The sequence below is a fragment of the Pseudomonas sp. NFACC46-3 genome, assembly GCF_900114515.1.
GTDB classification, from domain to species: Bacteria; Pseudomonadota; Gammaproteobacteria; order Pseudomonadales; family Pseudomonadaceae; genus Aquipseudomonas; species Aquipseudomonas fluorescens_Q.
This window is the reverse complement of record NZ_FOTH01000071.1, coordinates 1-7,010: the sequence shown is the minus strand read 5'-3', so window position 1 is coordinate 7,010 and position 7,010 is coordinate 1. Positions and strand designations below refer to the sequence as shown.

The following is a 7,010-nucleotide window of genomic DNA, read 5'->3' as shown; positions in this document are numbered from 1 at the left end:
AAGCTCAAAAGCTCAAAAGCTCAAAAGCTCAAAAGCTCAAAAGCTCAAAAGCTCAAAAGCTCAAAAGCTCAAAAGCTCAAAAGCATCCCGCTCGACCAACCGATTTGCTCTTGAATCTGACACTGATTCGAGGCATTCCCTTAACCCACGCCGTACCCAATTCCCCGTGGCGAGGGAGCTTGCTCCCGCTGGGCCGCGAAGCGGCCCTGGAACCCGGCGACGCGGTGGATCAGGTTGATTGAGTGAGCTTGAGAGGGGGCTGCTGCGCAGCCCAGCGGGAGCAAGCTCCCTCGCCACAAAAGCATCCTGTCACCAGCGTCTTCAGCCCTGCGCCTGCGCCTCTTCATGGGCCTGGCGCAGCCTTTCACGGCTGTTGGTCAGGTGCAAACGCATGGCCGCACGCGCCGCCTCGGAGTCCTGGCGGGCGATGGCGTCGTAGATCTCCTCGTGCTCACGGCTCAGGCGGTTCATGTAGCGCTGCTGGTCATCGTGGGCCAGGCGCGCCGAGTTCACCCGGGTACGCGGAATGATGCTGGTGCCCAGGTGGGTCATGATGTCGGTGAAGTAGCGGTTGCCGGTGGACAGGGCGATTTCCAGGTGGAAGGCGAAGTCCGAGGCCACCGCATCGCTGGCGTGGGCGGCGCTTTCGTTCAAGGCGTCGAGGGCGGCGCGCATGGCGGCCAGTTGCTCGTCGCTGCGCCGCTGCGCCGCCAACCCGGCGGATTCCACTTCCAGGCTGATGCGCAACTCCAGGATCGCCAGCACGTCACGCAAGGTGACCACGGTGGCCGGGTCGATGCGAAAACCGCTCGGGCTCGGCGTGTCCAGCACGAAAGTGCCGATGCCATGGCGGGTTTCCACCTGGCCGGCCGCCTGCAAGCGGGAAATCGCCTCGCGCACCACGGTTCGGCTGACGCCATGGGCTTCCATGATCGCCGACTCGGTGGGCAATTTATCGCCGCGCTTGAGCAGGCCGTCGCGAATCTGCTCGGTCAACACCGTCACCAGCTCCTGCGCCAGGCTGCGGCGCTTGCGGGGAAAGCGTGGTACTTCGATCGGGTTTTCCATGGGGCTGTGTCTCGGTAAACGGCTGAATGGCAACATCATAGCGCAACGTGGTTGTACGATCACCGTCCCACCGGACAGCCCTCGTTGAGGATGACCGTTGTGGCGAGGGGATTTATCCCCGTTGGGCGCAAAGCGCCCCATCAAATCACAGGCCCCAATCCAGACCAATCAAGGGGCTGCTACGCAGCCCAGCGGGGATAAATCCCCTCGCCACAACAATATTCGGCGATGGTCATCAAGCGGTCACAGTGCGCTCCACCAGTTGGCCATTTTCGATACGCACATGTCGCGGATGGAAACGTTTCAAACTGCTTCGGTGGCCAACGCTGACGATGCTCAAACCCGGCAACTGGTCGATCAGCGCCTGGTACAGCGTGGCTTCGTCTTCTTCATCCATCGCCGACGTGGCTTCGTCCATGTACAACCATTGCGGTGCATAAAGCAATGCACGGGCAAAGGCCAGGCGTTGTTGCTCGCCGGGCGAGAGCATGCGCTGCCAGTGGTTGCTTTCATCCAGCCGCGCAATCAGGTGCGGCAGGCGGCAGGTTTCCAGCACCTGGACATAACGTTCGTTGGGGTAGATATCGCCGGCCTGTGGATAACTCAATACCTCACGCAGGCTGCCAATCGGTAGATAAGGCTTCTGCGGCAGGAACAGGTAACGCGCGGCCGGAAGCCGGATCGTCCCGTGCCCCGCCGGCCACAGATGCCCCATCGCCCGCAGCAGGGTCGATTTACCACTGCCCGAACGGCCACTGAGCATCACCCGCTCGCCCGGTTCCACGGTCATGTCGGCGTTATCGAGCAGATGGCGACCATCGGCCAAGTCCAACCCCAAGTGCTGAACCTTCAACCCATCGCCCTGGTTTTGTACGTCAATGGCCGGCACGCGGTCTTCGTTGTCGCTCATGGCCTGGCGGAAACTCAGCAGACGATCGCAGGTGGCGCGCCACGCGGCGAGGTCGGCGTAGGCGCTGATGAACCAGCTGAAGTTCTCCTGCACATTGCCGAACGCCGAGTTGATCTGCATGAGCTCGCCCAATTGGATCTTGCCGGCGAAATAACGCGGCGCGGCGACGATGAACGGGAAGATGATCGCGATCTGGCCGTAGCCGGAGGTGAAGAACGTCAAGCGCTTGGACACCCGCATGATGTCCCAGAAGTTGTGCCAGACCAGGCCGAAACGCCCGCTCAGGCGACGGTGCTCGTTCGGCTCGCCGTTGTACAGCGCAATGCTCTCGGCGTTTTCACGCACCCGTACCATGGAAAAACGCAGGTCGGCTTCGAAGCGTTGCTGGTTGTTGTTCAGACCGATCAGGCGTCGGCCGATCAGGTGCGTCAGCCAGCTGCCCACCGCCGCATACACCAGCGCGCACCAGAACATGTAGCCCGGGATGGTGTAGCCGAGCACCTCGATGCTGCCCGACACGCCCCACAAAATGATCGAGAACGACACCAGGCTGACCACGGTGCGCAGCAATCCCAAGCCCAGGCTCAGGGTGTTGGTGGTGAAACTGTTGAGGTCTTCGGAAATCCGCTGGTCCGGGTTATCGGTGTAGCCGCCCTGCTCCAGCCGGTAATAGTTCTTGTCACTGAGCCAACGGGCGAAATGCTGCTCGGTGAGCCAGGCCCGCCAGCGGATGGTGAGCATCTGCGTGAGGTACAAGCGATAAACGGCGCCCAGGATCGCCACCGCCGCGATACCACAGAAGTACAGGATCAACTGCCAGAACGCCGCGCTGTTCTTCTCCTGCAGGGCGTTGTAGAAATCCTTGTACCAACTGTTGACCCACACCGAGATCGCCACGCTGAACAGCGAGAGTGCGATGACGGCGATCAACAGCGTCCAGGCCTTGCCCTTCTCCTCACTGCGCCAGTACGGCGTGGTCATTTGCCAGACACGGCGGAAAAACTGGCCGCGCACCGCGTCATTGACCGCGGAATATTCAGCGTTCTGATTCATGGTTAAGGCTCAATAGGGAAAAGAACTAGTGTCATGTTTCGCAAATACGTTTCTTTTTGACGAGTGGCTGTTGTCGTCAGGCAAGGCGCCGCGACGAGTCATAGCCCGCTATGGCGAGGAGCGGCGACGCAGCATGACGGCAACAGACGCCGTCAAAAAGGAACAGTATTTGTGATACATGACGCTGGGGCCGATCATAAAGCAACGGCCCGATGTGTCGCGAGGGTGGACAACACCTGTTCAGCGCAGGTTCAGCGACGCACGGGACGCTTTTGCAATTTGCGCTGCAACGTCCGCCGGTGCATGCCCAGGGCGCGGGCCGTCGCGGAGATATTGCCTTCGTGCTCGGTCAGCACCCGCTGGATGTGCTCCCACTGCAGGCGATCCACCGACATGGGGTTTTCCGGCACCAGGGTGTCGAGGTCGGCGTGCTCGGACAACAGCGCCGCCAGTACATCATCGGCGTCCGCCGGTTTGCACAGGTAATTGCAGGCACCGCGCTTGATGGCCTCGACCGCGGTGGCGATGCTCGAATAACCGGTGAGGATCACCACACGCATCTCCGGGTCCAGCTCCAGCAGCTTGGGCAGCAGCACCAATCCCGAATCGCCGTCCATTTTCAAGTCCAGGGCGGCGTAGTCCGGTAGGTCGGCCTGGGCGATGGTCAGGCCTTCTTCGGCAGAACCTGCGGTGCTGACGCGAAAACCGCGACGGGACATGGCCCGGGCCATCACGCGGGTGAACGTGGCGTCGTCATCCACCAGCAACAGGTGCGGCAGTTCTTCGCCGTCGACTTGGATCTCGTCACTCATATTCGTCTCCTCGGTCGGCATGGGGCAGGCGCAGCTCGGTGAGCGTGCCGCCTTCCTCATGGGGGTAGAGTTTCACCGAGCCGCCGGCGCGTGTCACGCTGGCTTTGCTCAAAAACAGGCCCAGGCCGAAACCTTTGCCCTTGGTGGTATAGAACGGCTTGCCGATCTGCTCGGCAATCGCCAGCGGCACACCGGCGCCGTGGTCGCGAATACTGATGGTCAGCTCATAGGCATTCCAATCCAACGCCACTTCCAGCCCTTCGGGGCAAGCGTCGGCGGCGTTGTTCAGCAGGTTCAGCAGCGCCTGGGTCAGGTCCGGCGGCGGCGCCATGCGCGGTACCACGCCCTTGCCCAGGCATTGGAAGCGATAACTGGCTTCCGGGCGCATCAGGTGCCAGCGGTTCAGGGCATCGTCGAGCCAGAAGGTGACTGCTTGCATGTCGATGTCCAGCCGGCGGTTGGCCTCGGCCGCGCGTACCAAGTATTGCAGCGTTTCCTTGCAGAGCTTGACCTGATCCTGCAACACGCTGAGATCTTCCTGCAATGCTGGATCATGATGATCCTGGCGCATCTCCTTGAGCAGCACGCTCATGGTCGCCAGCGGCGTGCCCAATTCATGGGCGGCACCGGCGGCCTGGGTCGCCACGGCCAGCAATTGCTCGTCCCGCAGGCCCTCTTCACGGCGAATGGCCCGCAGTTCTTCCTGGCGGCGCAGCTCCTCGGCCATGCGCGCCGCAAAAAACGTAATGACTGCCGCGGCCAGGGCGAAACTCAGCCACATGCCGTAGATCTGCAGGTTTTCCCGAGCGATGGGAAAGGTTTCCAGCGGGTAGAACCGCGCCAGCAACAAGGTATACAGCGCCAGGGCGATACCGGAAAGAATCAGCGAATAGCGCCACGGCAACGTCACCGCGGCGATGGTCAGCGGCACCAGGTAATAAGAGACGAAGGGGTTGGTGGAGCCGCCGGAGAAATACAGCAGCGCGCTGTGGATAAACAGGTCACAGGCCAGTTGCACGGCGTATTCAAGCTCGGTCACCGGCCACGAGGTGCGCAGGCGGACGGCCGTCAGCGCGCAGAGCACACTGGAACAGACCAGGGTGATCGCCAGTTGCAGCCAGGGCAGCGGCAGCAGGTCGAACCAATAGGCGAGCCCCACCGAGCCGGCCTGGGCCGCCAGGACCAGAATGCGGATGAATGTCAGGCGCCAGAGGTTCTGGCGAGAGGCGGATGTCATTTGCAAAGGGGCGAGCATGAGCTCTCCTGATGAGCGCTCCAGGCGAATCGCACGGAGTATAACCAAGGCGCGGGTTGCAGCGGCAGCTATGCGGCAAAGCGCCACAGTTCCAAATGTCACCTTTCCCCCTGTGGCGAGGGAGCTTGCTCCCGCTGGGCCGCGAAGCGGCCCCAACAGCAGCGACTCAATCTGTCTGACACACCGAGGTGTCAGGTTTGGGTCTGCTGCGCAGCCCAGCGGGAGCAAGCTCCCTCGCCACAGGGGATCTTCATTGGCTTCAGGTATCTGTATAGAAGTTGTAACTGTGCGAACCCACCCATAAAAGCTAGAGTCTTATCCTTCACGCAGGCCCGGACATCACCCCTGCGCCTCATCCCAAGGAGCTTTCATGCACACGTTCAGTCGCCCCGCTGCCCTGCTTGCCCTCAGCCTCGGCACCCTCGCCAGCCTGCCGGCCCTGGCCGCCGATGAGCTGCACTACAACCAGATTTCCCTGCGCGCCGAAGTCAGCCAGGAAGTGGCCCGCGACCTGATGATCGTGACCCTCTACACCGAAGAACAGAACACCGACCCGGCCAAACTCGCCGCTGCTGTCAGCACCACGGTGAACAAAGCCATCGGCCAGGCCAAAGAGGTCAAGGGCATTACCCTGCGCCAGGGCAGCCGTAACAGCTACCCGATATACGACAACAAGGGCCAGAAAATCACCGGCTGGCGTGAACGCGCCGAACTGCGTCTGGAAAGCGCAGACTTCGCCGCCCTGTCCAAACTCACCGGCGAGCTGCTGGGCGACATGAAAATGGGCGGCATGGACTTCGCCATCGCCACCGCCACCCGCCAGGGCAGCGAAGACGCCCTGCTCAAAGACGCCGTCAACGCCTTCAAGGCCCGCGCCCAGTTGGCCACCGAGGCCCTGGGCGGCAAGGGTTACAAGATCGTCAACCTGAACTTCAATACCAACGGTTATCCACAACCGTTCATGCGCCCGCAAATGATGATGAAAGGCGCGTCCATGGATGCGGAGTCCGTGACGCCTGACGTGGAAGCGGGCACCAGCAAGGTGACCATGACGGCGGATGGGGTGGTTGAGGTGTCGATGCAGTAATGATGGGCAGCGGCTCAGCCAGTTCTCTGCTGGCTGAACGCTAACCTCCAGCATCGGCGCTCCCCGTGGCGAGGGAGCTTGCTCCCGCTGGGCTGCGCAGCAGACCCAACCCCGGCGCCGCGTTGTGTCAGATGAATGGAGTCGCTGCTTTTAGGGCCGCTTCGCGCCCCAGCGGGAGCAAGCTCCCTCGCCACGGGGTTGGTGTTCAGCTGAGCAGAGGCGTATTGCCTCAACCTCCGCAGGGTTCTTTCTCAGAAACGGATTCGCAGAATAGTTTTTGACATTTCCCAAAACAGCGCGAGAAAGCTGTCCACGTTTTATGGAATGTGGACAGCGACAAATTCGACCACCTTGAAAAGTCAAAATATTTTCCTTAGGTATGAAATGCTCAGATTTCACACTTGGGCTTTCAAGCCGCCTTCGCGGGCGAGACCGCTCCCACAAATTGGATCGGAGTACGACCGTGGGAACCAGGCCGGCTATCAGGCCGCCTCGCGGTGGACGTTGATCTCGGCGCCCCGTTAACCACGCTGGCCGAACGCAGGCATTGTGGAGTGGGCATCCCGGCATGGATGCCGGGATAGCTGCGCTGGGCCATGGATGGCCCTTCGCAGCGGGCCCACGGAGCAATGCCGGAGTGAGGGCATGCCGAGCCTAGGCGAGGCACCGAGTGGTGGGGCTAAAGCGCTTTGGTTACTTTCGCCTGGGCCGGCTTCCGGATTTTCGAAAGTGACCCGCCGTCAGGGCGGAACCCTAAGTAGCCGTTACCGCAGGAATGGATATGTACCCGGTCAACAAAATCCAGGCCGGCTGTCAGGCCGCCTC

General features: G+C 61.5%; 6 protein-coding genes. 2 read left to right on the top strand and 4 right to left on the bottom strand.

Annotated features, from left to right (window positions below):
* The coding region (locus BM300_RS31230; protein ID WP_218190633.1) for a hypothetical protein at positions 1-242 on the top strand (242 nt) is incomplete at its 5' end.
* 79 nt (positions 243-321) lie between these two features.
* Here BM300_RS31230 and BM300_RS29645 read toward each other — a convergent pair.
* The 4 genes from BM300_RS29645 to BM300_RS29630 all read right to left on the bottom strand — a co-directional run bounded on the left by BM300_RS29645 (position 322) and on the right by BM300_RS29630 (position 5,098).
* Positions 322-1,068 carry a FadR/GntR family transcriptional regulator gene (locus tag BM300_RS29645; protein ID WP_003197797.1) on the bottom strand — a complete coding sequence of 249 codons (747 nt, stop codon included), beginning with the start codon at positions 1,066-1,068 and terminating at the stop codon, positions 322-324.
* 235 nt (positions 1,069-1,303) lie between these two features.
* On the bottom strand, positions 1,304-3,031 hold the full coding sequence (locus BM300_RS29640) for an ABC transporter ATP-binding protein/permease (RefSeq protein WP_092464701.1): 1,728 nt from the start codon (positions 3,029-3,031) through the stop codon (positions 1,304-1,306).
* A 251-nt stretch (positions 3,032-3,282) separates the two neighbouring features.
* A complete protein-coding gene (locus tag BM300_RS29635) occupies positions 3,283-3,843 on the bottom strand; it encodes a response regulator transcription factor (protein WP_003177957.1) in 561 nt (186 codons plus the stop codon).
* Positions 3,836-5,098, bottom strand: a complete 1,263-nt coding sequence (locus BM300_RS29630) for an ATP-binding protein (protein WP_092149047.1) — start codon at positions 5,096-5,098, stop codon at positions 3,836-3,838. The genes BM300_RS29635 and BM300_RS29630 overlap by 8 nt, the downstream gene beginning before the upstream one ends.
* Before the next feature lie 370 nt (positions 5,099-5,468).
* Between BM300_RS29630 and BM300_RS29625 the strand changes: the two genes are divergently transcribed.
* Positions 5,469-6,185, top strand: a complete 717-nt coding sequence (locus BM300_RS29625; RefSeq protein ID WP_092224258.1) for an SIMPL domain-containing protein — start codon at positions 5,469-5,471, stop codon at positions 6,183-6,185.
* Positions 6,186-7,010: the final 825 nt, after the last annotated feature.